This is a genomic window from Micromonospora sp. NPDC050397 (genome assembly GCF_044901685.1).
Classification (GTDB): Bacteria; Actinomycetota; Actinomycetes; order Mycobacteriales; family Micromonosporaceae; genus Micromonospora_G.
Genome location: NZ_JBJDPS010000010.1, coordinates 112,058 through 134,431 on the forward strand (window position 1 = coordinate 112,058; position 22,374 = coordinate 134,431).

16 protein-coding genes and 1 riboswitch are annotated in these 22,374 nt (G+C 71.7%); of the genes, 4 read left to right on the top strand and 12 right to left on the bottom strand.

Features of this window, described 5'->3' with window-relative positions:
* Positions 1 to 14: 14 nt before the first annotated feature.
* The 5 genes from ACI2K4_RS26780 to ACI2K4_RS26800 all read right to left on the bottom strand — a co-directional run bounded on the left by ACI2K4_RS26780 (position 15) and on the right by ACI2K4_RS26800 (position 10,126).
* A complete protein-coding gene (locus ACI2K4_RS26780; protein WP_404515229.1) occupies positions 15 to 6,536 on the bottom strand; it encodes a polymorphic toxin-type HINT domain-containing protein in 6,522 nt (2,173 codons plus the stop codon).
* Positions 6,537 to 6,813: 277 nt separating this feature from the next.
* On the bottom strand, positions 6,814 to 7,314 hold the full coding sequence (locus ACI2K4_RS26785; protein ID WP_404515231.1) for a VOC family protein: 501 nt from the start codon (positions 7,312 to 7,314) through the stop codon (positions 6,814 to 6,816).
* Between the two features lie 175 nt (positions 7,315 to 7,489).
* Positions 7,490 to 8,239: a sugar isomerase domain-containing protein gene (locus ACI2K4_RS26790; protein ID WP_404515233.1), complete on the bottom strand. Its 750-nt coding sequence runs from the start codon at positions 8,237 to 8,239 to the stop codon at positions 7,490 to 7,492.
* A gap of 58 nt (positions 8,240 to 8,297) precedes the next feature.
* A complete protein-coding gene (locus ACI2K4_RS26795; protein WP_404515235.1) occupies positions 8,298 to 9,170 on the bottom strand; it encodes a TIGR03943 family putative permease subunit in 873 nt (290 codons plus the stop codon).
* Positions 9,170 to 10,126, bottom strand: a complete 957-nt coding sequence (locus ACI2K4_RS26800; RefSeq protein WP_404515396.1) for a permease — start codon at positions 10,124 to 10,126, stop codon at positions 9,170 to 9,172. The genes ACI2K4_RS26795 and ACI2K4_RS26800 overlap by 1 nt, the downstream gene beginning before the upstream one ends.
* A gap of 337 nt (positions 10,127 to 10,463) precedes the next feature.
* Positions 10,464 to 10,570: riboswitch (TPP riboswitch) on the top strand.
* A 76-nt stretch (positions 10,571 to 10,646) separates the two neighbouring features.
* Here ACI2K4_RS26800 and ACI2K4_RS26805 point away from each other — a divergent pair.
* The 3 genes from ACI2K4_RS26805 to ACI2K4_RS26815 are packed head-to-tail and all read left to right on the top strand — an operon-like array spanning position 10,647 to position 13,547.
* Positions 10,647 to 11,231: an ECF transporter S component gene (locus ACI2K4_RS26805; protein ID WP_404515237.1), complete on the top strand. Its 585-nt coding sequence runs from the start codon at positions 10,647 to 10,649 to the stop codon at positions 11,229 to 11,231.
* Between the two features lie 55 nt (positions 11,232 to 11,286).
* Positions 11,287 to 12,750: an ABC transporter ATP-binding protein gene (locus ACI2K4_RS26810; protein ID WP_404515239.1), complete on the top strand. Its 1,464-nt coding sequence runs from the start codon at positions 11,287 to 11,289 to the stop codon at positions 12,748 to 12,750.
* Positions 12,747 to 13,547 carry an energy-coupling factor transporter transmembrane component T family protein gene (locus tag ACI2K4_RS26815; protein ID WP_404515241.1) on the top strand — a complete coding sequence of 267 codons (801 nt, stop codon included), beginning with the start codon at positions 12,747 to 12,749 and terminating at the stop codon, positions 13,545 to 13,547. Before ACI2K4_RS26810 ends, ACI2K4_RS26815 begins: the two co-directional genes overlap by 4 nt.
* Positions 13,548 to 13,618: 71 nt before the next feature.
* Here the strand turns inward: ACI2K4_RS26815 and ACI2K4_RS26820 are convergent, their stop codons facing one another.
* The 7 genes from ACI2K4_RS26820 to ACI2K4_RS26850 all read right to left on the bottom strand — a co-directional run bounded on the left by ACI2K4_RS26820 (position 13,619) and on the right by ACI2K4_RS26850 (position 21,478).
* Positions 13,619 to 14,302: a hypothetical protein gene (locus tag ACI2K4_RS26820; protein WP_404515243.1), complete on the bottom strand. Its 684-nt coding sequence runs from the start codon at positions 14,300 to 14,302 to the stop codon at positions 13,619 to 13,621.
* Positions 14,303 to 14,318: 16 nt separating this feature from the next.
* Positions 14,319 to 15,536: an ABC transporter permease gene (locus tag ACI2K4_RS26825; protein WP_404515245.1), complete on the bottom strand. Its 1,218-nt coding sequence runs from the start codon at positions 15,534 to 15,536 to the stop codon at positions 14,319 to 14,321.
* Positions 15,533 to 16,240 carry an ABC transporter ATP-binding protein gene (locus ACI2K4_RS26830; protein ID WP_404515247.1) on the bottom strand — a complete coding sequence of 236 codons (708 nt, stop codon included), beginning with the start codon at positions 16,238 to 16,240 and terminating at the stop codon, positions 15,533 to 15,535. Before ACI2K4_RS26830 ends, ACI2K4_RS26825 begins: the two co-directional genes overlap by 4 nt.
* A complete protein-coding gene (locus ACI2K4_RS26835) occupies positions 16,237 to 17,553 on the bottom strand; it encodes an efflux RND transporter periplasmic adaptor subunit (protein ID WP_404515249.1) in 1,317 nt (438 codons plus the stop codon). The genes ACI2K4_RS26830 and ACI2K4_RS26835 overlap by 4 nt, the downstream gene beginning before the upstream one ends.
* 41 nt (positions 17,554 to 17,594) lie before the next feature.
* Complete coding sequence (locus ACI2K4_RS26840; protein ID WP_404515252.1) at positions 17,595 to 19,253, bottom strand: sensor histidine kinase; 1,659 nt, start codon at positions 19,251 to 19,253, stop codon at positions 17,595 to 17,597.
* Positions 19,254 to 19,309: 56 nt separating this feature from the next.
* Entirely contained in the window at positions 19,310 to 20,038 is a 729-nt protein-coding gene (locus ACI2K4_RS26845; RefSeq protein WP_404515254.1) for a response regulator transcription factor, read from the bottom strand.
* A 108-nt stretch (positions 20,039 to 20,146) separates the two neighbouring features.
* Positions 20,147 to 21,478: an efflux RND transporter periplasmic adaptor subunit gene (locus tag ACI2K4_RS26850; RefSeq protein ID WP_404515256.1), complete on the bottom strand. Its 1,332-nt coding sequence runs from the start codon at positions 21,476 to 21,478 to the stop codon at positions 20,147 to 20,149.
* Between the two features lie 260 nt (positions 21,479 to 21,738).
* Here ACI2K4_RS26850 and ACI2K4_RS26855 point away from each other — a divergent pair, with 260 nt between their 5' ends.
* Positions 21,739 to 22,365, top strand: coding sequence for a hypothetical protein (locus ACI2K4_RS26855; protein WP_404515258.1), 627 nt, complete (start codon positions 21,739 to 21,741; stop codon positions 22,363 to 22,365).
* Positions 22,366 to 22,374: the final 9 nt, after the last annotated feature.

A 22,374-nucleotide genomic window follows, 5' to 3' on the forward strand; every position in this document is an offset into this window, starting at 1 on the left:
TCCCTCTCACCACATCACGTAATGTATACGCCGTCGACGAGGAAGCCTCGAATGGTCTTCCCGATCCGAGAACTGAGGCCGCCGCCAGCGATGCTATTTGCCCTCGACGGGGAGGGCAACCACGACGGCGGATTCGCCATACCGGTCACACCCGTGTCCGGCATGTGGCCCGGCACCCATCCCGCCGGATACTTCCCAGGGTTGGCCCTCCGCTCCGCCTCGATGGCAGCGCGCATATCCGCCTGGAGCAACCTGGTCGACTGCACGACCTGCGGGCCGTTCGCCTCCAACCACGCATTCGAACCTCGCGCGTAGTCGTGCAGGTTCTGGACCTCGTCCGACGTCAAGGCGGGCTTTCCCTTTTTCTGTGCCGTGCTCATGTTGTAGTACTCACCGCGGGTCGACACCGGGCAGGACGGCCCACTCACGCCCACGTCGATGAGCCCTGGCACGGACGGCAGGCCGCCGACGTTGTGCACCAGGACCGACGTGTCGCCCGCGACCACGTAGTACGTGTGGATGCCGTCGACGGTCAGGTTGTAGGTGACCTGGTCTGCCTGGTAATGCCGGACCGCACCGACCTGCGCGTAGGTGCCGGCGGAGGTACGCAGGAGATCCCCGGGTTGGAGATCTCCGGCCTCCACCCAGCGGCCCTGGTTCACCGACCAGAACGGATGGTGGTCGGTGGTGGTGAGCGCCTGCCCCTTGCCGTCCTCGCCCTTGACGGTGACCTCGACGTACGCCTTGTCGTCGTCGGTACGGATGGTGTGGGTCACCTGCCGCGCCTCGGTTCGGCCGGTCCCCGGGTCGGTGGCGAGCACGGTGTCGCCAGGCCGCACCCGCTCGATCGGCACGCGGCTGCCGTCGGCGAGCACGACGGGTGTGCCGGCGAGGAAGCTGTCCTTGCAGTCCGGCTTTTTCTTCGTCGCGGCCTTGGCCTTCGCCGCCGCTGCTTTTGCCTTGGCCGCTGCGGCTGCGGCGGCTCGTCTGGCTGCCGTCTCAGCGGCAGCCTTGGCCGCTGCCGCCTTCGCCGCAGCCTCTGCCGCCGCCCTCGCCGCAGCCGCTTTTGCGGCCTGAGCCGCCTGCTCCGCGCCCTGAAGAATGGCGCGGGCCCACTTGAGTTCCTGGAAGAAGGTGACGACGGCCTTGCCGGCCCGGAAGATGGCTTCGGCGATCTTCTTCGCCTTGAAGATCTTGCCCCAGGGCAACGCGCCGATCACCATCGATACGCAGGCGCCCAGGTCACCCTTGATGCAGTTGAGAATGTCGTTGATCCCGAGGAACTCCATCAGGATCTGGCCACCGGCCTCCAGGACGATGTCCAACACACTCTTGCTCTGCAACTGCTGGGCCTTGGCCACTTCCTCTGGACTCGGGCCGGCCTCTCCCGCCGCGGTGGCCGCCGCTTCCGGCGTCGCCCCGGTCGGGTCGGCGTACGAGGTCGGGTTGTTGTCCCCGTACGTGTAGGCCGAGGTGGCCGCCCCGCCCTGGGGCATCGGGTCGGTCGAGGTGAACCTGCCGGTCTCCGGGTTGTAGTTCCTGGCCCGCAGGTAGTAGTTGCCGTTTCCGGAACTGGAGTCCTGGTAGCCCCCGGCGAACTGCATCGGGTTCTCCGGGGCGCTCGCCCTGGTTCCCGGCCCCTGCCCACCCCAGCCGCTGGGCGAGTGCTCCTGACCGCCCTGTCCGGCCAGGGTCGGGCCGGCGCGCGGGTTGCCGAACGGGTCGTAGTCGTAGCCGACCAGCGACGTTCCGGTCGGCGAGAGCATGTTCGCCACACCACCGAGCCAGTCGTGGGTGTAGGAATGCGCCCCGGTCGCCCCGTCCAGCAGTGCCAGCGGTTCGTCATCCGGGCCGTACGTGAAACCACGCTTTTCCACCGTCTGCCCGGTTGCATTGGTCACCGTGTCAACGGCGATCTGCGGCAGCGTGCCGTTGACGTCCCACGACCAGCGCTGCGTCTGTGCCTGCTCGCCGGGGTCGGTGCTGGCGGTCAGCCTCAACCCGGTCGCGTCGTACGCGAATGTCGCCACCCGACCGCTGACCGTCGCCTTGGCCAACGAGTTGTCGAGGTTGTACTCGAACTTGTCGGTGCCGGAACGGATCTGGTTGCCGTTCAGGTCGTAGTCGTACTCGGTGGTGGTGACGTGCTTCGGCTCCCGGATCACCCGCTTGGTGAGCTGGTCCGCGTCGTCGTACTGGTAGGTGGTGGTGTCGTCGCCGGCGTTGCCGGTCCGCTTCTGGCTGGTCCGGTTGCCGACCAGGTCGTACTCGTAGTCGATCCGCCCGACCGGCTTGGTCTTGCCGCCGCAGGACTCCACCGCGTAGCAGGCCGAGGTGAGCCGGTCGACCTTGTCGTAGGCGTAGGCGACGGTCTCCGAGACCCCGCCCCGGGTGGTCACCACCTTCGTCGGGTTGCCCACCTGGTCCAGGTCGAGTTGGTAGGCCGAGATCGGGTCCTGGGGCAGCGCCACCGGCACCACCGGGGCCGAGGCGACGGACGGCGCACCGGCGCCGTACCGGTCGTGGGCCGTGACGGTGAAGGTGTACGCGACACCCGCGTCCAGCCCGTTGACGATCGCGGTGCTGGCGGTCGGGCCCACCGTGACCGACTTCCCACCGGGTTGGGCGGTGACCGTGTAGCCGGCCACGTCGTCGTGCCCGTGCTCCTTCGACGGTTTCCACGAGACCACCGCCAGTCCGGCGCCCGGCTGCGCGGTGACGTCGGTCGGTGGCTTCGGCCGGTCGACACCGGCGACGGCACCGGTCGATTCGGCGACGGGCAGCGTGAACTGCTCGGGGGCCGGGGCGCGGGTGGTGCCGATACTGGTCAGGCGGCCGGCGTCGTCGTACCCGCGTTGCTCGATCAGCCCGGTCGGCGTCGGCAGTGTGGTGCTGGTCCGGCGGCCGGCGACGTCGTAGCCGAACCGCCAGGTGGAGTCGACCGCGCCGGCCGAGCCACCGGAGGCGGTCAACGCGGTGATCCGGCTGTCCCCGTCGTAGTCGGCGGTGATCCGGGTGCCGTCCGGGTAGGCGCGCAGGGTGATGTTGCCCCGCGCGTCGTAGTCGTAGTCGAACTCCTCCACCAGGTTGGTGGCGGGTTCGTTACGGGTCACCTTGTCGATCTGGTCCTCGTCGTCGTAGACGACGGTGCGTACGCCGGTCGGGTCGCCGTACGAGGTGATCCGGTCCTTGGCGTCGTAACCCCAGGTGTACCTGGGGCCTTCGCTGCCGAGCGTCCGCGCCTCCCGGCGGCCGACGATGTCGTAGGTGTCCACCGAGGTCCGACGGGCCCGCTCCGGCGGAGACAGGCGCTCACGCTCGCCGAGGGTGATGGTGGAGACCGGGTTGCCCTCGGCGTCGTAACTGACCTCGGTGACCCGGCCGAGCGGGTCCGTGCTGCGGGTCGCCCGTCCGGCCTCGTCGTACTCCACGGTGGTCCGGTTGCCGTTCGGGTCCCGCACGGACGAGGGGAGGCCGTCCTCGTAGTAGTCGTAGACGGTGGAGCGGTCGGCGGGCTCGCGCGGGTCGTACGGGCTGTCCGGGGTGTGCACCGTACGGGGAAGGTCGTCCTCCCGGTACGTGTAGTGCGTGGTGCGGTCCTTCGCGTCGGTGACCGAGACCAGCCGGTTGATCGCGTCGTAGCGGTAGGACGTGACGTGGTCCAGCGGGTCGATGCTCTTGATCCGGTTACCGGCCAGGTCGTACTCGTGGTGGCTGGTGAACCGCTCCTTGTCCGCACCCTCCACGTTGCCGCGCGGTTCGGTGGCGGCGACGAGCAGACCGTCGCCGTCGTACTCCCAGGTGCTGATTCCGCCCGTGGCGGCGATCTGCTTGACCTTGTTGCCGGCCTCGTCGTACTCGAACCGGGAGGTGTTCGTGGCGGCGTCCTGGATCGAGGTCTGGCGCCCGTTCCGGTCGTACGCCATCCGGGCGGTCCGGCCCAGGTTGTCGCTGACGGCGGTGACGTTGCCGGTGTTGTCCCGGTCGAAGTGCGAGGTCTTGTTGTGCTCGTCGGTTTTGGACCTGGTCCGGTCCAACTCATCGACGCTGATGTCCCGACTGACCGTACGGCCCCCAGGGTACGGACGCTCGATCCGAAGCGGGTTGTCGTTGGCGTCGTAGTGGTAGGTCATGGTGAAATCCGCCGGGTTCGCCCCGGGTACGTTGCCGCGCGGCGAGGTGACCTTGTTCAGCAGCCCCTTCGCGTTGTACGCGTACGTGGTGACCAGGTCCGGCTCATGCTTCATCTCCACCCGGGCCGAAGCGCGTCGCCCCGCGTCGGTGTAGGTGTACGAGGTGGTACGCCGAGAGTCGCTGACCGAACGGAGCAGTCCGTTGTCGAAGTAGCGGTATTCCACGCGCGCGTCGAGCTGGGTCGTCTGCGCCTTGGTCCGGCCCACCTCGTCGTAACTGGTCCGCGTCGCGCCGCGCTTGCCCGGCTGGTGCACGGCGGTGGGACGGTCCTGGGCGTCGAACTCGTACCGGGTGGTGTAGTCGTCCCGGTCGACGTGCCGTACCGTGCCACGCGGGTCGACAAACGACGTGCCCCGGCCGGTCCGGTCGTAGCCGACCTCGGAGCGGCGTCCCTCCGGCGAGACGATCGCCTTGAGCAGACCAGAGTTGTGGTCACCGACCGGCAGGTTCTCGTACCGGGTCACCTTGCCGCGCTGGTCGGTCTTGCTGACCAGCAGACCCCGCTCGTCGTACGCGTAGGTGATCTTGTTCTTCTCGGCGTCGACGCTCTCGACCAGCTCGTCGAACTCGTTGTAGGTGTCGGTCCAGACGTTGCCGTTGGCGTCGGTGTGCTCGGTCGGGTTGTTCCGGGCGTCGTACTTCGTCTTCGTGCCGAAGTTGAGCGATCTCGGCGCGGTCTGCGAGATCCGGTTGCCGGCGTCGTCGTAGGTCGCCTCGTGCTGACTGTGCTTGCCGTTGACCACGAGCGGCCGGTTGAGCGAGCCGTCGTAGCGGTGGTTCTCGGTGTCACCGTTGCCGCGCTGGGTGTGGACCAGCACGTTGCCCCGGTAACCGTCGTAGACCCTCACCCCGTCCGGGTCGACGGTCAGCGACTCCTGCTCGGCCGCCTTCCACTCGAAGGTGGTCGCCTTGCCGAGCGCGTCGGTCTGGCGCGCCATCCGGTTGTCGGCGCCGTACTCGTTGCGCAGCTCGACGATCCGCTGCGGGTTGGTCACCTCGGTCAGCAGACCGTTGGCCCCGTAGGTGTACTTCCAGTGGAAGCCGCGGGCGTCCTTGGCCGAGGTCAGCACCGTACCGGTGTAGTAGTAGTGCGTGTGGCGGCCGTCCGGCAGCTTGATCTCCCGGATCAGGCCGGCGTCCACCTTGACCCTCACCTCGCGCCCGGAGGCGTCCGTGACGGTCACCCCGGTCGCGGTGTACGCGAGCCGCGTCCCCATGCCGCGCGCGTTCGCGATCGAAACCAGCCGACCCTGCGCGTCGAAACGGTGGGTGATCTGCGAGGGCGTGACCAGTTCCCAGCCGTCGGCGACCCGGCGCAGATTCGACCGGACACCCGGCGGGCGCCGGTAGCTCTCGCCGTCGAGCCGGTAGAGCGCCTCGGCGCCGTCCTCGGCCCGGACCACCACACCGTCGACCGACTCGGTGACAGTCATCCCGTAGGACCAGGCCCAGCCCGGCCCGAACGGACCGCCGGCCGGGCTCGCCGAGGAATAGGTGCGGGAAGAGGCGAACGGTACGCCGAACGAGGTCATGGCCAGGTCCTGCTCGACCCGGACGAAGGCGCCGGTGGCGGTGTTCACGCCGATGCCGCGTACCGCCTGGCCGGCAGCGGTCAGGCCGAGCGCGTTGCCGCAGCCGCAGCCGGCGGCCTGACCGGCCGGGATGGCCGGCGGCTCGATGACGGTACGCGGCCTCGCGTTGTCCGAGGGGCCGGAGACGATCTCCCGGCCGTCGTCGAAGATCGCGCTGGCGGTGACGAAGTAGTCCTTGGTCGGGTCGAGCACCCAGCCTTCCCGATCCCCGAACGACCGGCAGTACTGGCGCTGGCCGGTGCACCGCGCCCGCTCCAGTTCGTCCCTGCCGAGCGTGGTCGACGCCTGCTCGGTACGGGTGGCGGCGTCGTAGAGCGTCGCCTTCCAGGAGGTCCAGGACTCTTCCTCGCCGCGTACGTCGAAGTAGGCGACGACCGAGGTCTCGCCGATCGCGAAGCCGGACCGGAGCAGCAGGTTGCCGAAGATCTCGTCCTCGGCGGCCGGGCGGGCGGTCCCGGGCTTGGGCACCCGGTCCCACTCGGCGGCGGAAAGTGTTACCGGTCCGCCCTCTGCCCGTACGCCCGGCGGCACCACCGGCGGGCGCTTGTCCGGCGGGAACTCCTTGTCCGGGCGGACCGAGTCGGGCAGCGGCCGGTCGACCGGACCGGGTCCGGGGGTGGCCGACGGGACGGGTGCCGCCTCGGCCCGGGCCACCTTGGCCGGCGGCGCGAGCGTGACGACCAGGGTCAGGACACAGAGGAGTGCCAACCAACGGGCACGCGGAATCCACAGCAGGGTACGACTGAACACGATCGGAGCCTCCCCGTGAAAGCCATGCCCGATGGTTCAGATCACCGGGCATTTACCCGACCGATAATAGGTGCTGATCGATATTTAGGTGGGGTCGCCTAGGTGACAGCAAACTCAGTCGACAAGACCGTAGATATCGATCTTTTGCTATTGGTATCGTCCCCGCCGAATTCCTGACTATCGAATTCATGATCGATGCGCCGCCAGCCGTGGTCACGGGTGTCGTGACCACGGCTGGCGGCGCGTGGATCAAACAGTCACTGCTGGCGTGGTTGACTCACTTCTGGCCGGCGAAGCCGCCCTTCGGCGCGATCAGTTCCAGGTTCGCCCCGTCCGGGTCGTTGAAGTACGCGACCTCGGTGCCGACCGCGTCCGGCGGGGTCACCTCGTCGGCGGCGAAGGTGTACGGCTCACCCAGGAACTCGTACCCGGCCTCGCGCATCCGCTGATGGACCGAGTGGAGATCGTCCACCTGGAAGCAGAGATGGATGGATCCGGGGCGGTTCGCGGCGGACTGCCCCGGGTCCCCCACCGGATCCTCGAACTCGATCAGGTCGATGCCGAGGTTGCGGAGCTGGAAGGTGGCATAGCGGAGCTTCGTCCGGGGCAGCCCCTGCGAGTAGGCGAACCCCCGGCCGTGGATGCTCTCGTTGTCGACCACCGGCTCCAGCCCGGTCAGCGCGCGGTAGAACGCCACCGAACGATCGAGATCGGAAACGGAGATTCCGACGTGTGCGGCGGTATCCAGGCCGAACGTCGAGTCTGGGGTGGTTGTCATCGTTCCGTCCTCCAACGGTTGCCGGCTCCCGTACGCCCGCCGCGCCTCTCGGCACGCCGACCGGCCACACTCGCTGCGCCGATGCCACCGCAGTGCCCGCTGACGGAGAACCTAACCGTGTTCCGGTTAGGAAGGGCCCCCTGTACAACGAAATCCGATAACTAGGGGCCCTTCCTTACGCTCCTCGGCGGATGCGGCCGGCGTAGTGGGCCTCCAGGGCGTGGTTGTGCTCGTCGCCGGCCGGGATGTTCGCCGACAGGTAGACCGGTGGGGTACGGCCGGCGTCGAGCAGCCGGCGGACCACCTCGACCACGATCTGCTGGGCGAGCAGTGCCGCCGTGATCGAGGAGACCGCCCCCACCGCTCCCCCGTCCGGCAACGGCAGGGCGGCGTCGCCGTACGGGGCACCGTTGTCGAGCACCACGTCGGCGAGGTCGGCGAGCTTGCGCCCGGAGGGGTGGCGGGAGTCGACCCGGTCCGAGTGCTCTCGTGAGGTGATCGCGATCAGCGGGTGCCCGCGCTCCTTCACCAGCGTGGCGAACTCCACCATGGCGCCGTTCACCCCGGAGTTGGAGGCGAGCACGAAGATGTCGGCGGGGTGCACCGGGACCAGTTCGTAGAGGCGGTGCGCCACCTCCGGGTCCCGCTCCAGCATCGGGCCGAGCACGCTGGCCGGCTCACCGCCGCGCAGCACCACGTCCCGCAGCGAGATCCGGTTCGTCGGCACCAGGCCGCCGGCCCGGCCGGCTATCTCCATGGCCAGGGCCTCCGAGTGCCCGGTGCCGAAGGCGTGCACCACCCCGTCGTCGACCAGCGCGGCGGCGATCAGGTCGGCCGACCGACGTACGTTGTCGCGCTCACCCTCCGCCACCCGGGCCATGGTCTCGGTCACCAGGGCCAGGTAGTTCTCCGCGCTCAGGGTCATCGTCGTCGTCCCTCTCCCCCGTCGTCGCCCCGGACGGACGGGGTCGGTGCCGACGGGCTCACTCGTACGGTTGCTTCGGTGCCTGGACCTGGCGCCACGACTCCACGTCGAGGTACGGGATCTCCTCGTCGTTGACCGGGTCGGTGCCGATCCGGTCGGAGTAGCGGCCCACTACCTCGACCCAGGTGTCCGGGGCCAGCCCGGTCGGCGCCTCGCCGGTCAGGCCGAGTTTGATCGGGCGACCGTCGGCCGCGCAGCAGGAGAGAATCATCCGGGCCAGGATCGGCGCGCCGTCCGATCCGGTGGCGACAAAGCCGGTGAGCTGCACCCGACGGTCACCGAGTGACTCGCCCTTGTCGAAGATGGCCCGGGAGGCGTAGTCGAGCACCGGAAGCTTCACCGGGTCGCCGTCCGGCAACGGCGGGTAGTCCGACAGCGGTTGACTGCCGAGCGCGGTGCCGGCCTGGTCCGCCGCGTACGAGCCGAGGGCCGGCGGGGCGACCAGCAGCAGGCCGAGCACGGGCAGGATGAGCAGCCAGCCGACCCGGGGCTCGTGGTGGCCCTTGCCGCCGTGGTCATGTCCGTGGTCGTCCTCCGCCGCGCCGTGGTCATGCCCGTGGTCGGCGTACTCCGCCGCGCCGTGGTCGGCGTGCCCTGTCGCGCCGTGGTCGGCGTGCCCTGTCGCGCCGTGGTCGGCGTGCCCTGTCGCGCCGTGGTCGGCGTGCGGCTCGCGGGCGCCGGAGCGGCGGGCGGCCGGGCGGAGGTCGTGCAGGAGCGTCATCACCGCGGCGACGATCAGCAGGACGGCGGAGGCGATCAGGAACGGCCGCAGCCCCTCCTTGACGTAGCGCAGGTACATGTCGGTGAAGCTGGCCTTGAGCACCGCCCCACCGAGCAGCAGCAACACCACGCCCTGTGCCTGTCGGTTCATCAGAACACCACCGCTCCCACTCCCACCGCCACCAGGATGGCGATCGCGAACGTCGCCGGGGCGAACCGGAACGCGAACCGGCGCCCGAAGACACCGGCCTGCATCGAGATCAGTTTCAGGTCGACCATCGGCCCGACGACCAGAAACGCCAGTCGGGAGGTGAGCGAGAACTGGGACAGCGACGCGGCCACGAACGCGTCCGCCTCCGAACAGATCGACAGCAGTACGGCGAGCACCGCCAGGGCCAGCACCGACAGGATCGGGTTGTCCGCCAGGGTCTGCAACCACCGCTCCGGCACCAGTACGTTGATGCAGGCCGCGGCCATCGCACCGAGCACCAGGAAGCCACCGGCGTGCACCACGTCGTGCCGTACGGCGGACCAGAACGCCCGGCTCCTGGAGACTCCTTCGAGGTCGGGGCGGTGCGGCAGCCGGATCCAGTCCGCCCGGCCGAGCCGCAGCCAGAGCCAACCCATCACCATCGCGACGATCAGGCTGGCGACGCCGCGACCCACCACCATCTCCGGGTTGTTCGGGAAGGCGACGGCGGTGGCGGTGAGCACGATCGGGTTGATCGCCGGGGCGGCGAGCAGGAACGCGAGCGCGGCGGCGGGGGTGACGCCCCGGCGGATCAGCGACCCGGCGATCGGCACCGCGCCGCATTCGCAGCCGGGCAGGACCACCCCGGCGCAGCTCGCCACCGGCACCGCCAGCGCGGGATGTTTCGGCAACGCCTTCGCCCAGAAGGAGCGGGGCACGAAGACCGCGATCACCGCGCTGAGCACCACCCCGAAGACGAGGAACGGCACCGCCTGCACCATGACCGAGACAAAGACCGTGGTCCAGGTCTGCAACCGTGGGCTGGAGATCGCCTCGGCCACCGGGTTACGGAAGACGACCAGCAGGATCAAGAGCCCCGCGAGCACTTCGACCGAGCCGATCCGGTCGCCGAACAGGCGGGGCCGGGGTCGGTCGAGGTCGGCTTCGGGCGTACCCGGGGGTGGGGGTGGGGTGGGTCCACGGCCGGGACCGGCGGTCGGGCCGGCGCGGTCCGGGCTCGCCGGACGACCCTCGGTGCTGTCGCCGGCGGACGGGATCGTCCAGTCGATCCCGTCACCCGTCTCGGCGCGACGATCGGTCGCGCGGTCGGGGGCGGTCACGGTGGTCTGCTCTCCTCGCTCGGCCGGGATGTGGCAGCTCACCCTAACCCGAGCACCGGTGTCCGCCACCACACTCGATCGATACGGCGCTGTCCCGGGCGGCCGGTCGGTGCTAGCGTCGCCGAAACAACTTCACATCCGACAGGGGAGCGCACAGCGCTGAGAGTGCGGGATGACATCCGCAGACCCTCGAACCTGATCTGGGTAATGCCAGCGCAGGGAGTTCGGTCATGCTCCGGCCACGCCGGAGTCCGGCATCGCGCCGGCCGAGGCGTGCGACTTCTCCTGGTTCGTTCCGAGGACTGGGAGGCACCACATGAAAGGCTCCACCGGCAACCGCTGGCGCACACTCGACATCGTCGTCGCGTCCACCCTCAGCGTCGCGTTCGGCGTCATCTTCTGGGCCTGGGGCCTGCTCTGGAACGGCCCGGCCGACGCGATCCCGCTGCCGGGCCGCGCGTTCCTCTACGGCGTCTGGCTGGTGCCGGCGGTCCTGGGCGCGTTGGTGATCCGCAAGCCGGGGGCCGCCTTCTACACCCTGACCCTGGCCGCACTGGTCTCGGTGGCGCTCGGCACCAGTTGGGGCTGGACCCTGGTGGTCCAGGGTCCGGTCGAGGCACTGGCGGCGGAGCTGGCCTTCGCGGCGTTCGCCTACCGGGTGTACCGCCTGCCCGTCTCCCTGCTCGCCGCGATCCTGGCCGGGCTGGCGGCGGCGATCTACGACGTCTTCGTCTGGTACCCGGACACCGCCTGGGGCAGCTTCCGCCTCCCCTACGTGCTGATCACCGCCGCCAGTTCGCTGGTGGTGGCCGGACTCGGCAGTGTCGCCCTGACCCGCTCGCTGGCCCAGACCGGCGTGCTGGACCGCTTCCCCGCCGGCCGCGAACGCGCCACCGTCTAGCCCGGCGGCCTGTGCGGAGGGCCTGCTACGGGGGAGAGCGGAAGAGGTGGTGGGTGTGGGGACCGGGGTGGTGTTGCGGGGGTTCGGCTGGCGGCACGCCGGGCGGAAGCGGTGGGCCGTACGCGACCTCGACCTGCGGATCGAACGCGGAGAGCGGGTGCTGTTGCTCGGTGCGTCGGGGGCGGGCAAGAGCACCCTGCTCGCCGCGCTCGCCGGCCTGCTCGCCGAGGACTCCGGTGAGCAGCAGGGGACGATCGAGGTCGACGGGGACGACCCACGTACGGCGCGGGACCGGGTCGGCATCCTGTTCCAGGACCCGGAGAGCCAGCTCGTGATGGTCCGGGCCGGTGACGACGTCGCCTTCGGACTGGAGAACCGGGGCGTACCGGCCGGCGAGATCTGGTCCCGGGTCGACCAGGCCCTGCACCGGGTCGGCTTCCCGTACGGGCGGGACCGCTCCACCGCCTCGCTCTCCGGCGGCGAGCAGCAGCGGCTGGCGTTGGCCGGCGTACTCGCCCTCCGGCCCGGCCTGCTCCTGCTCGACGAGCCCACCGCCAACCTCGACCCGGCCGGCGCCGCCCTGGTCCGGGCGGCCATCGGCGCGGCGGTCGACCCGGGCACCACCCTGATCCTGGTCGAACACCGGGTGGCCGAGGCGCTGCCGCTGGTCGACCGGGTGGTCGTGCTCGAACCGGGCGGCGGCGTCCGCGCCGACGGCACCCCCTCGGCGGTCTTCGCCGCACACGGCGACGCGCTCGCCGACGCCGGGGTGTGGGTGCCCGGCCGCCCGGTGCCCGCCCGCCCGTCCGCCACCGCCGCCGGTGACCTGCTCCTCACCGCCGACCGGCTCGGCCAGCCACCCCGGCTGGCCCCGACGGACCTGACCGTACGGGCCGGTGAGGCGGTCGCCGTGCTCGGGCGCAACGGGGCTGGCAAGACCACCATGGCGCTGCACCTCGGCGGGCTGCGCAAGCCCGGCACCGGTCGGCTGACCGCCAGTCCCGCCCTGGCCGGAGCGGATGCCGGGACACCTCCGCACCGGTGGCGGGCCGCCGCGCTCACCCGCCGGATCGGCTCGGTCTTCCAGGACCCGGAACACCAGTTCCTCAGCCGTACGGTCTTCGACGAACTCGCCCTCGGCCCGCGTCGGACCGGGCAACCGGAGGGTGCCGTACGGGCCACGGTGGAGCGACTGCTCGCCCGGCTGCGGCTGGACCGGCTGGCGGGCGCGAACCCGTACACCCTCTCCGGCGGCGAGGCACGGCGGCTGAGCGTGGCCACGGCCCTGGCCACCGCACCCCGGCTGCTCGTACTCGACGAACCGACCTTCGGCCAGGACCGGCGTACCTGGATCGAGATGGTCGACCTCCTCGCCGACCTGCGCGACGCCGGACACGGCATCGTCACGGTCACCCACGACCCGGACTTCGTCGACGCGCTCGCCGACCGGACGGTCACCCTGGCCGGCGGCGACCACGAGGGTACGGGCGTCCGCACCGCGCCCGGAGTCGCCTCGTGATCGTCACCGGACCGGTCGGTACGTCGACCGCACCGCTGGCCCGGCGCAACCCGGTCGCCAAACTCGCCGCCGCCCTGGTCTTCTCGTTCGCCCTGGTCGCCACGATCGACCCGGTCGCACCGGCGGTCGCCATCGCGATCGAACTCGCCGTGCTGCCGCTGTTCGGCATCGGCTACGCCACCCTGCTCCGGCGGATCTGGCCGCTGCTGCTCAGCGCGTTCGGTGTGGTCCTCACCATGGTCCTGTTCGCCGCCGACCGGGACGGTGCGGTGCTGCTCGACGCCGGGCCGCTCACCGTCACCACCGGTGTGCTGCACACCGCGCTCGGGCTGGCGCTGCGACTGGTCGCGGTGGCGCTGCCCGGACTGCTGGTCTTCGCCACCACCGATCCCACCGACCTGGCCGACGCGCTGGTCCAGAACGCCAAGGCGCCGCCGAGGTTCGCGCTCGGCGCGCTCGCCGCGTTCCGGATGCTGCCGCTGCTCGCCACCGAGTGGCAACTGCTCGGCATGGCCCGACGGGCCCGGGGTGTGGACGCCGGACGCAACCCGGTCGCCCGGCTGCGACTCTTCGCCGCCACCGCGTTCGCCCTGCTCGTCGGGGCGATCCGGCGCGGCACCCGACTCGCCACCGCGATGGACGCCCGGGGCTTCGACAGCGGTTCGCCACGTACGTCCGCCCGGCGGCAACGGTTCACCGCCGCCGACGCCGCACTGGTCGCGGGTGCCGCCGTACTGGCCGGGGTGGCGTTGGGCGTCAGCGTCCTGCTCGGTACGTTCCGACCCCTGATCGGTTGAGCCCGCCCGGCCGCCCTTTCCCAACGACGGCCACCTGCACGTCCGGCACCCGGACCGGGCACCGGGACCGGTCACCCCGGTTCGGCGGTGACCTTGCTGGCGGTGACCGTACCGCCGGTGTTGGGGCCGGTGGCGGTGACGCTGTCCCCGGCCTTCAGGGTGGCGAGCGAACCGGCACGGGCGATCGTCACGGCGGTGTCGGCGCCGGTCCGTACCGTGACCACGGTGCCGTCCGGGGTCTCCAGGTAGACGGTGCCGCCGTCCACCAGCTTCACCGTGCCGGTGGTGGTCTGTGCCGCGCCGGAGCCGGCAGCACCCTCGCCCGTGGCGGAACCGGGAGTGGGAGCGCCGTCTGCCGTACCGGCGTCACCGGGCCGGTTCGCGAGCCGGCCACCCGAGTAGCCGGCGAATCCACCCGCACCGCGCTCGCCACCCCGGCCGGTCGCGCCCGGACCGACACCGGACGGGTCGCCGTACGACTTCTGCGCCTGGACCCCGCCGACAAAGCCGCCGACCAGCAGCACCAGCGCGGCGAGGTAGACGGTGGCCCGGTTCCACCACCGCCGCCCCGCCACCACGGCCAACTCGTCCGCCAGATCGCCACCCCCGGACGCGCCACCAACCGACCCGTTTGGAGCCGGCGGGGCATCCGGAGACAGTGGGACATCCGACGGCGGTGGGAGGTTCGTCGTGGTGTCCCGGACCACGCCGTGGGCACCCGGCGACCGGCGGCCCCAGCGCTGCGCTCTTGTCATGACTGCATCCCCGAGGTCACTCGTAGCGGAGGGCGTCGATCGGGCGGAGACCGGCCGCCCGGCTGGCCGGCACGCAGCCGAAGAAGAGTCCGATCGCGACCGAGACACCGAGCGCCAGCGCGATCGAGCTGGGTACCACGACCGGGGTGACACCGACGATGGTGAAGCGGCTGCCGACCAGGGCGGCGGCCACCCCGAGCCCGCCACCGACCACGCTGAGCATGGTCGCCTCGGCCAGGAACTGGGTGAGGATCACCCGACGGGGTGCGCCGAGCGCCTTGCGGATGCCGATCTCCCGGGTCCGCTCGGTCACCGTGACCAGCATGATGTTGGTGATGCCGATCCCGCCGACGAGCAGGCTGATCCCGGCGACCGCGCCGAGCAGCACGGTGAAGGTGTCCGCCGTCTCGGTCTGGGTCCGCAACAGTTGGGCGGCGTTCTGGATCCGGTACGGCGCACTCCTGTTCGCCGCCCGTGCACCGGCCGCCGCGGTGACCCCGAGTCGCTGGTCGAGGATCGTGGCGATCTGCGCCTCGGCCTCGTCCACCCGGTCCGCCCCGCTCGCCTCGACGACCACCGAGCCCACCGGGCCGTACCCGGTCAGCGTCTGCTGCACCGCGGTCAGCGGGGCCAACGCCACGTCGTTGGCATCCTGGAAGCCGGTCGCCGAGCTCTTCTCGGCGAGCACCCCGACCACCGTGTAGAGGGCACCGGCGACGGTCACCTGCGCGCCGACCGGGTCCACGCCGGGGAAGAGTTCGGTCGCGACGGTCTGGCCGATCAGCACCACCCGCCGACCCTCCGCCAGGTCCGAGTCGCTGAACGCGGATCCGCTCGCGACCCGGGTGTTCGACGCGCCGAGATAACCCGGGTAGGTGCCGACGAACTGCGGCACCTGGTGGTCGGCACCCTGATAGGTGATCGCGGCCGGGGCGGTCACCACCGGTGCGACCGTACGGACGTCCGGCGCCAGGACGGGATCCCGCAGCGCCAGGGCGATCGGTACGGTGAGCGCGTCACCGCCGCCGCCACGCGCGGTGCTCTGCACGGTGAGCGTGTTGCTGCCCAGCGCGGCGATCCGGTCGCTGATCTGCTTCGCCGAGCCGTTGCCGACCGCGACCAGCAGGATCACCGCACCAACCCCGATCAGTACGCCGAGCATGGTCAGCGCCGAGCGGAGCTTGTTGACGGTGATCGCGCGTACGGCGGAGCGCAGGATCTCGAAGAGGCTCACCGGACCGGCTCCGACCGCTGGTCGCTGACGATCTCGCCGTCGAGGAGCCGGACCAGTCGCTTCGCCCGGTCCCCCACCTCCGGCTCGTGAGTGATCATGACGATGGTGCGGCCGGTACGGTTCAACCGCTCGAAAATGGCCAGCACCTCCTCGGTCGACCGGCTGTCCAGGTTGCCGGTCGGCTCGTCGGCCAGGATCAGCGCCGGTTCGGTGACCAGTGCCCGGGCGACCGCCACCCGCTGCTGCTGGCCGCCGGAGAGCTGGTTCGGCTCGTGCCCGGCCCGGTCGGCGAGGCCGACCAGGTCCAGCGCCTCCAGTGCCCGGCGCCGCCGCTGCGCGGGCCTGACCCCGGCGTACGCCAGCGGCAGCTCCACGTTGGCCACCGCGCTGGTGCGGGCGATCAGGTTGAACGCCTGGAAGACAAAGCCGATCCGGCGGTTGCGGACCAGGGCGAGTTGCCGGTCGTCGAGCCGGCTGACATCCACCCCGTCCAGCAGGTACTGCCCGCCGCTCGGTACGTCCAGACAGCCGAGGATGTTCATCAGCGTCGACTTGCCCGAGCCGGACGATCCCATGATCGCCAGGTAGTCACCGGCGGCGACGGCGAGCGACACCCCACGCAACGCGTGTACGGTCGCCTCGCCCTGACCGTACCGTTTGGTCAGCCGGCGTACGTCGAGCACCGGCCGGTCCGACCCGGTCACCGGCCACCCCCGGCGCCCCTCGGGAATCCCCCGCCGCCGGTGAACCCGCCGCCACCCGGTCGTCCGCCGCCGGTGGACCCGCCCGGGAAGCCGCTGGTGCCACCACCGCCCGTTCCGGTGGCGCGCAGTACCACCAGCTCACCGACCTGCAGGCCGGAGGTGATCTGCACGCTCAGGTCACCGGTGAGACCGACCTCGACCGACCTGGTCACCTGCCGCCCGTCCACCAGCACGGTCACCGTGTGCCGGTTGCCGACCGTGGTCAGCGCCGCCGGGTTGACGTAGATCGCGTCCGCCACCTGTCCGACCGTCACCGACGCCTCGACGGTCTGCCCGGGACGTGCCCCCGGCGGCAGCTTGTCCACGGTGAACACCACCCCGTACGTCACGACGTTGCTGCTGGTGGTGGCGTTCGGGTCGATCGACGCCAGCTTGCCGGTGGCGGTCGCGCCGGTCAGCGCGTTCCAGGCGATGGTCACCGGCTGCCCGATTTTCAGCCTGGTCGCGTCCGCCTCGGCCACCGACGCCGAGACCTCCAGCCGGCTCAGGTCCGCGAGTTGGACAAAGCCGTTCGACGAGCCGCCGGACGAGCCGCCGCTTCCCGTACCGCCGCTTCCCGTACCGCCGCTTCCCGTACCGCCGCTTCCCGCACTGCCTTGCTGGTTGCCGCCGGAGGTGCCGGGCGCACCACCCGACGATCCGTTGGCCGATCCACCGCTGGAGCCGTTGGAGCCGGACGCACCGCTCGCGCCCGACGTACCGCCGGTCGAACCGCCGATGTTGCCGTTGACGGCCACCACCGTCCCGGCCATCGGCGCCTTGAGCACCGTGCCGTCCACCGCGTCCTGGGCCGCGTCCACCGCGAGTTGAGCCGTCGTGACCTGGGACTCGGCGTCGGTGGGGTCGACACCGGCCGTCTCGGCGCGGTCCCGGGCCGCCTCGGCCGCCGCCAGGTTGGCCCGCGCCGCGGCGAGTTGCCGGTTCGCGGCGGTCGGGTCGACCTTGGCCAGCACGGCGTCCTTGGTCACCAGGTCGCCGACCCTGACCCGGATCTCGCTGACCGTACCGGCGGTGCCGAAGTTGGCGCTCGCCGTGGCGGCACTGCGCAGGGTCCCGGCGGCCGAGACGGTGGCGGTGACGGTCCCCTGCCCGACCGGGACGGTCCGGGTCGTGTCGCCGGTCGCCGCCGAACTCGGATCGGGCCGGACAAAGGAGGTGTAGACCCAGAGCCCACCGCCGACAACCGCCAACCCGAGTACGGCGTTGACGAGCATCGACGGTCGGCGCAGGGTGACCAGACGTCGCACCGGCATGCGCGCCAGCCTGGACCGTCCAACTCGGAACGGCCCCGGCGTCAGCTCGGAGGAGCCTGGGAGGACGCGTCGTCCGAACCGTCCGGGACGAGCGGCAGCAGGACCCGGAAGGCGGCTCCCCGGCCGACCTCGGTGAACAGGTCGACCCGACCACCGTGGCCCTGCACGATCGCGGCGACGATCGCCAGCCCCAACCCCGAGCCGACCCCCGGGCTGCGGGTACGGCTCGGGTCGACCCGGTAGAGCCGTTCGAAGATCCGACCGGCGTGCTCCGGCGCGACCCCCGGGCCGGTGTCGGCAACCTCGAACAGCGCCCACTCCTGCGCCGGGCCGCCCATCGCTTGGCCACCCATCGCTTGGCCACCCATCGGCTGGCCGCCCATCGCCGGGTCGGTCGCCGTGGGCGCGCACGACCGGCCGAGCCGGATCACGATCTCGGCGCCGGGCGGCGTGTGTTGCAACGCGTTCGTGACCAGGTTTGTCGCCACCTGCCGGAGCTGGTGTTCGTCGCCGAGCACGGTGACCGCTTCCAGCCCGGTCCCCTCGGGGCCGTACGGCACCAGCAGCACCGGACGGTCGGGCCGACGGGCGTGGGCGTCCCGGACCGTGTCGGCGGCGATCGCCAGCAGGTCGACCGGGTCCCGGCGCATCGGCCGGTGCTGGTCGAGCCGGGCCAGTTGCAACAGTTCCTCGACGAGCAGGCCCATCCGGGCCGCCTCGCCCTCGATCCGACCCATCGTCTCGTCCAACGCCGGTCCTGGCGGCGCGCCGCCGCGTCGGTAGAGTTCGGCGAACCCGCGGATCGAGGTGAGCGGGGTGCGCAGTTCGTGCGAGGCGTCCGCGACAAACTGCCGCAACCGTTGCTCCGAGGCGGTACGGGCGGACATCTCGGCGCCGATCCGGTCGAGCATCACGTTCAGCGCGATACCCAGGCGGCCCGGCTCGGTGTGCGGGTCGGCGTCCTCCACCCGACGGGCCAGGTCGCCCGCCGTGATCTCGGCCGAGATCCGTTCCATCCGGGTCAACGGACGCAGCCCGATCCGTACCACCAGGGCCGCGACCAGCCCGAGCACGAGCAGGACGAGCAGCGTCACCGCCCCGTCGATCAGCAGCAGTCCGTCGGCGGTGGCGTCGACGTCGCGCAGCGAGAACGCCACCACGGCCAACCCGCCGGTCGCCGTCGGGGCGACCAGCACCCGCCAGCCGCTGCCGGAGTCGAGCGCGTCGACGGTGAACGGCTCGCCGCTGGCGGCCCGCCGGGCCAGCTCGGCGTAGCTGGCCAGCCGAGGTGGCGACAGATCCTCGTGGGAGAGGACCGCGGTCAGCACGTTCTGGTCCGCCTGGTAGATGACCACCGCCTGCCCCGGGCCGGGTGGCAGCGGGCGCCCGGCCCGGCCCGGCGGCGGGCCGTGTTCCGGCAGCAACCCCGCCACGTACGGGCGAATCGCCCGGGCGAGCTGCTCGTCGACCCGATCGGTGAGGTACGAGCGCAACAGCACCAGTCCGGCCGCGTTCGCCACGATCAGCGCGATCCCGGTCAGTACGGCGATCACCACCACCAGCCGTGCCCGCAGCGTCCAGTGACTCCAGCGGCGTACCCGGGCCAGTCGCCGCCGCCACCGCCCAACCGGGGGTGCCGCCGACCAGGCGGGCGGTGGCAGGGGCGGCCGACCGGACACGTCGGCGACCGAGGGCGGCACCCACCCACCCGGCGGAACGGACGGGTGGGGCGGACCGACGCCAGCGGGAGGCGTACTCATTCGCCGGCCGCTCTGGGCGTCCGGAGCGCGTACCCGACGCCCCGGACGGTGTGGATCAGCGGAGGATCCCAACGATCGATCTTCTTGCGCAGGTAGTAGACGTACGACTCGACGATCCGGCCGTCGCCACCGAAGTCGTAGCTCCAGACCCGGTCCAGGATCTGAGCCTTGCTCACCACCCGACCGGCGTTCACCATCAGGTAGCGCAACAGGTTGAACTCGGTCGGCGAGAGGTCCACCAGCCGTCCGGCGCGACGCACCTCGTGCGCGTCCTCGTTCAACTCCAGGTCGGCGTAGCTGAGCACACCGGTTTCCGGCTCGACCCGGCTGCGGCGGAGGATGGCCCGGATCCGGAGCACCACCTCCTCCAGGCTGAACGGCTTGCTGACGTAGTCGTCCGCACCGACGGTGAGCCCGGAGATCCGGTCCTCCACCGCGTCGCGGGCGGTGAGGAAGAGCACCGGTACGCCCCGGCCGTCGCCGGTCGTGCGCAACTTCCGGGCCACCTGGAAACCGTCCAGGTCCGGCATCATCACGTCGAGCACCACAAGATCCGGCTCGAACTCGGCGGCGACGGCGAGCGCCTCGTGTCCCCCGTACGCGATCCGCACCTCGAAGTCGATCAACCGTAGGGTCGCCGAGAGCAGCGCACAGATGTTCGGCTCGTCGTCCACCACCAGCACCCTGGTCGATCGCCGGGCCTGTTCTCCTGCCGATGGGCGCACCGCCGGCCCTCCTCCCCCTGACACGTCGGCTCATCTCTAGCCGAGCCCGCTGGGAGAGAGCTGGGAATCGGATCAGGTTCGGCTGGGTGCCGGCCGCTCCGGGCGGGGTCACCGGTCGAGCAGCACTTCCTCGCCCTCGTCGAGGCCGCCAACGATCTCGACGTACCGGTCACCCCGTACGCCGAAGGTCACCTGGCGGGGCTCGGTGCCGCCGCCCGGGGTACGGACCCGCACCTGACCGTCGGACGGCCCGGTGGCGCCTTCGGCACCTTGCCCGCTGGTCGAGGCGGCCGGCAGGTGCACCGCCGTCACCGGGACCCGCAGCACACCGGCCACCGACCGCACCGTGACGCGGGCGTTCGCGCTCTGTCCGACCAGCGCGTCGGCGGGTACGCGGTCGAAGCCGAGCAGCGCACCGTAACGGACGAGCGCGCCGTCGGCGGTGCCGACCGGGTCGACCTGGGTCACCCTGGCGGTGAACTCCTCCCCCGGCCGACTGGCGAGGGTGATTGTCGCGGCCAACCCGACCGCCAGCCGACCGGCGTCCGCCTCGGGCCAGCTCGCCGCGACCTCCATCCCGGCGACGTCGCCGAGGGTGACAAAGGTGGCACCGCCGCCCACCTTCGTCCCCACCCCGCCGGACACGGAGAGCACCCTGCCGGCGATCGGCGCGGTGATGCTGGCCCCGGTGAGCACGTCGGTCGCCTCGGCCAGGTCCAGCTCGGCACCGGTCACCCGCTGCTGCGCCCGGAGTACGGGATCCGTACCGCCGGCCGCGCCGGACGCCCCCGCGCCGGAGCAGGTACGGCCGCCCCCGGTGCTCTGAGCACTCCCGTCCGGCGTGCCGGCACCGGGCCGCCCCGCCGAGGCGGTCGGTGAGCCGGAAGCCGAGGCAGTCGGTGAGCCGGAAGCCGAGGCGGAGGGGGAACCTGAACGCCCCGGCTGGACGGTGCCACCCGTGCTACCGCCGCTCCCGCCAGCGGTGCCGCCGGTGCCGACCCCGCCGTCACATCCGGTGGTCGGCGGTCTGGACTGGCGCTGCCGCGCGGCGTCGAGCGCGGTCCGGGCCTCGGTGAGCGCGTCCCGCGCCGAGTCGACCCGCCGCTGGGCGTCGGCCGGGTCGATCCGGGCCAGGAGCTGACCGGCACTCACCTGGTCGCCGGCCCGGACCCTGACCTCGCTGACCGTGCCGCCACCGGCGAAGCCGAGGCTGCGGGTCTGTGCCGGGCGCAGGTTGCCGGTGGTGGCGATCTCCAGGGTCACGTCGCCCCGGTCCACCCGAGCGGTCGCCGCCGGGCTGGGCGGTTCGGCCCGGTCGCCGGTCAACGCGTACGCCGTCACCGAGCCGGAGAGCACGAGCACGACGGCGACGCCACCGGACAACCACCACATCCGCCGGCCGCGTGCAGCACGCCCCGACGCACCCAGGCCGATCCCCATGACCGGCGAGTGTCGTCGACCCGGCTCCCAGTTGACTCGGCCGTACCTCGGAGTTGCCTGAAAGTGCCGGCGCCCGGCGCGAACGCCGATCCCCGGCCGGCACCGATCCCCGGCCGGTGTCGATCCCCGGCCGGTGTCGATTCCCAGCCGGCGTCGAGGCCGGTCCGATCTGGTCCGGAGGTGGCGCCGGTTGTCTGGGTGCGCGTCCCGGGACCCTCTCACCCCTCCACACCGGGACGCCAACCCCGAGGGAGGTTCCGGTGGCGGTGTCGAGCTGGCGGACACGCTGGATGTTGGCCGTGGCACTCGGATCGGCGGCCCTGATCCTCATGTCCGGCTGCGGCGGCGGCGACGCCAGTGATCAGGACGCGGCGAACCCGGCGCCGGGCGGTCGAGCCGACGCCTTCGCCGCGTACGCCGACTGCCTGCGTCAACAGGGCATCGACGTTCCTGACGACCTGCCCACGGTGCGGCCGTCGGCTCGGCCCCGGCCCGACGGATCCGGTCGACCGTCGGGCTGGCCGTCCGGACGGCCGTCCCGGTTCCCCTCCGGGAGGCCGTCCGGCCAGCCGTCGCCGGGTGCGTCCGGCTGGCCGGGCGGTGGTCGGGGCTCCGGCTTCGCCGGCCCGCGCCCGTCCGGCGTGGACGAGGCAACCTGGCAGAAGGCCCGGCAGTCGTGCGCCGCCACGCTGCCCAGCGGCGGACCGGGTCGGGGCTACCCCGGTCGGCCCGGCAACGCGGCGGGGCCCGGTACGGCGTACGCCAACTGCCTCGGCGACCACGGCGTCACGCCGGGACCGGGGCTGGACGGCTCCGATCCGAAGGCCGGCGCGGCGTTGGAAGCCTGCAAGGTGCTCAGCCCGAGCCCGGCGCCCACCGCGAGCTGATCCCGTAGC